This is a genomic window from Pseudomonas sp. 34 E 7 (assembly GCF_900005715.1).
In the GTDB taxonomy this organism is placed as follows: domain Bacteria; phylum Pseudomonadota; class Gammaproteobacteria; order Pseudomonadales; family Pseudomonadaceae; genus Aquipseudomonas; species Aquipseudomonas orientalis_A.
On the sequence record NZ_CVTX01000066.1, the window covers coordinates 1 to 3,514 of the forward strand.

2 protein-coding genes and 1 pseudogene are annotated in these 3,514 nt (G+C 63.2%); all 3 read left to right on the forward strand.

What is annotated here, in order from left to right; all coding sequences use genetic code 11:
- Positions 1–797 (forward strand): DUF1302 family protein (locus tag BFP96_RS03170; protein ID WP_139113325.1); only part of this gene is annotated, 797 nt, incomplete at its 5' end.
- A 27-nt stretch (positions 798–824) separates the two neighbouring features.
- A complete protein-coding gene (locus BFP96_RS03175; protein WP_065935557.1) occupies positions 825–2,183 on the forward strand; it encodes a DUF1329 domain-containing protein in 1,359 nt (452 codons plus the stop codon).
- Positions 2,184–2,445: 262 nt separating this feature from the next.
- Positions 2,446–3,514: pseudogene (locus BFP96_RS03180) on the forward strand (helix-turn-helix transcriptional regulator); the annotation flags it as partial.

Genomic DNA, 3,514 nt, shown 5'->3' on the forward strand with positions numbered 1-3,514 from the left:
CCGCCAATACCAACCTTGCGACCATCGGCGCCATTGGTGCCGCCGCCCCGCCGGGCCTGGGCGGGGCGCTGGCCCAGAGCACCATGCTCGGCCGTGGCCGGTACTACCTGGATTACCCGGAAGATATCCGCTTGTTCGGCGCCAGCTTCTCCACCACCTTGCCCACCGGCACGGCGTGGACCGGCGAAATCAGCTATCGACCCAATGCGCCCGTGCAACTCAACACCACCGACCTGACCCTGGCGCTGGTCAACCCGATTGCCGGCAATACCGCGTCACCCATCCGCAGTTCGTTTGGCGCCGACAACAAAGGCTACCGCCGCAAGGAAATCACCCAGATCCAAAGCACCATGACCCAGTTCTTCGACCAGGTGCTGGGCGCCGAGCGCCTGACCCTGGTGGGCGAAGCGGCCGTGGTGCATGTCGCCGGCCTGGAAGATAAAACTAGACTGCGCTATGGCCGCGACTCGGTGTACGGCGCCTATGGGTTCCAGGGTGACACCGACGGTTTCGTCACCTCCACCTCCTGGGGCTACCGCGCACGGGCAATCCTTGACTACAACAACGCGATTGCCGGGGTGAACCTCAAGCCCAACCTGTCCTGGTCCCATGACGTCGCCGGCTACGGCCCCAACGGGATTTTCAACAAAGGCGCCAAGGCCATCAGCGTCGGCGTGGACGCGGACTACCGCAGCACCTACACCGCCAGCCTCAGCTACACCGACTTCTTTGGCGGCGACTACAACACCCTGACCGACCGCGACTTCCTCGCCCTCAGCTTCGGCGTGAACTTCTGATTTGGCTTAAAAGAAGGACAAGAACTTATGCGTAAGACAATTGCAGTGCTGGCCCTGAGTCTATTGGCCGCCCACGTGATGGCAGCGGTATCGCCGCAAGAAGCCGCCAAGCTTGGCACCACACTTACCCCGGTCGGCGCCGAAAAAGCCGGCAACGCCGATGGCTCGATCCCGGCCTGGACCGGAGGCATCCCGAAAAACGCCGGCGCGGTGGACAGCAAGGGCTTTCTCGCCGACCCGTTCGCCGCTGAAAAGCCGCTGTTTGTGATCACCGCCGCCACCGTCGACAAGTACAAGGACAAGCTTTCAGACGGCCAGGTGGCGATGTTCAAGCGCTACCCCGAGACCTACAAGATCCCGGTGTACCCGAGCCACCGTACGGTCAACCTGCCGGCCGATGTCTACGAGTCGATCAAGCGCAGCGCCCTCAACGTCAAGGCGATCAACGACGGCAACGGTCTGGAAAATTTCACCGGTAACCGTTACTACGCGTTCCCGATCCCGAAAAATGGCGTAGAGGTGTTGTGGAACCACATCACCCGCTACCACGGCGGCAACCTGCGCCGCATCATCACCCAGGCCACGCCCCAGACCAACGGCAGCTACACGCCGATCCGCTTCGAAGAAGAAGTCGCGGTGCCCCAGTCCATCCCCGATATCGACCCGGCCAAGGCGGCCAACGTGCTGAGTTATTTCAAGCAATCGGTCACCGCGCCGGCGCGGCTGGCCGGCAATGTGCTGCTGGTGCACGAAACCCTCGACCAGGTGAAGGAGCCGCGCCTGGCCTGGATCTACAACGCCGGCCAGCGCCGTGTAAGGCGCGCGCCGCAGGTGTCGTATGACGGGCCGGGCACCGCCTCCGACGGCCTGCGCACCACGGATAACTTCGACATGTTCTCCGGCGCGCCCGACCGCTATGACTGGAAACTGGTGGGCAAGAAGGAGCTGTACATCCCTTACAACAGCTACAAGCTCGACTCGCCCACCCTCAAGTACGACGACATCATCAAGGCCGGGCATATCAACCAGGACCTGACTCGCTATGAGCTGCATCGCGTCTGGGAAGTGGTCGGCACCGTCAAGCCGAGCGAGCGGCACATCTACGCCAAGCGCCACATGTACATCGACGAAGACAGCTGGCAGGTCGCCCTGGTGGACCACTACGACGGTCGCGGCCAACTGTGGCGCGTCGCCGAAGGCCATGCGCAGTTCTATTACGACCACCAGGTGCCGGCCTACACCGTGGAAACCCTCTACGACCTGATTGCCGGACGCTACCTCGCACTGGGCATGAAGAACGAGGAGAAGAGCAGCTTCGTGTTCGGCTTCGCGGCCAAGGCGGCGGATTACACCCCGGCGGCGCTCAGGTCCGAAGGCGTGCGCTGATCCTCGACTCAAATGCAATGTGATCGTTCCCACGCTCCGCGTGGTAATGCATCGCGTGACGCTCTGCGTCACCTGTACGCGTTGAGTTGTCGGCGGGACGCGGAGCGTCCCAGGCGGCATTCCCACGCGGAGCGTGGGAACGATCAAACCCCCTACACATCGGGTTTTGTGCATGGTCCTTAATCACCCCGCTGAATACTTCTTCAACAACCGCCCACCACAGGACTAGGGTTGCATCACAATAAAAAAGCAGGATGCAGCAATGACCGCCCTGACACGCTGCCTGGACCGTCCTGGATTCATGCCTCGGCTGTCCGCCCACCATGTGCTGCGCCCGCGCCTGGCCGCAGCGTTGCTCGCGGCGCCGGCGCGTGTGAAGTTGTTGTGTGCGCCGGCTGGCAGTGGCAAGAGTGCGCTGCTCGCCGAATGTGCACTGCAGGCGCCGCCCGGCTGCCAGGTGTACTGGTTGGCACTCAATGGTGGCGTGGCGTGCCCTGATGATTTTTCCCGGCGCCTGGCCCACAGCCTTGGGTTGCCCTACACCGATGAAACCACGTTATTGCTGGATCTGGGGCGCTGGCAACCCACGGCGTGGGTGTGCCTGGATGATTTCTGCCGCCTGCCGGCGCCCGAGCTGGACGCCTTGCTGGACCGGTTGCTTGCCGCCAGCAGCCCGGCGCTGACCTGGTGGCTGGGCGCGCGACGCCGGCCATCGTGCAATTGGCCGCGGCTGCTGCTCGATGACGAATTGCTGGAGTGCGGCAGCGCTGAACTGGCCTTCAATGCTACGGAAATCCAGGCATTGCTCGGGCCTGGGCAGACTGTCGAGAGTGTCATGCAATTCAGCGCAGGCTGGTGTGCCGGCGCGCGCATCGCGTTACTCAATGACGGCCATGCCGATAAAACCTTGCTCGATTATCTGCAACACGAAGTGTTCAACAGCTTGCCGGCGGAGTTGGCCGAAGCCTGGCGGGTGCTCGCCAACCTGCCGCGCTTCAATGCGGGCCTGTGTGAACATCTGTTCGGCTTTGGTGACGGTGCTCAGTACCTGCGCGAGCTGCAAGCGCTCGGTGCGTTTATCCAGCCCTGGGAAGGCAGCACCGATGGGCTGCAGATATTTGCCCCCCTGGCGCGCCTGCTGCGCGAAGAGCCCTGGCCGGCCAAGCGCGCCTGGCACCGGCGCGCCTGCCAGTGGTTCAGTGCCGAGCAGGACTGGCAGGCCGCCTTCGAGCAGGCGCTGCTGGCGCAGGAATACGAGGCGGCGGTGAGCCTGTTGCAGCACTTCAGTTTCGAAGACTTGTTTCGCGGGCAAAATGCCGTGCTGCTGTTGC

What these genes read in the sequence shown, in the direction of transcription:
- BFP96_RS03175 (WP_065935557.1), top strand. Translation starts at nt 825, where the DNA reads ATGCGTAAGACAATTGCAGTGCTGGCCCTGAGTCTATTGGCCGCCCAC.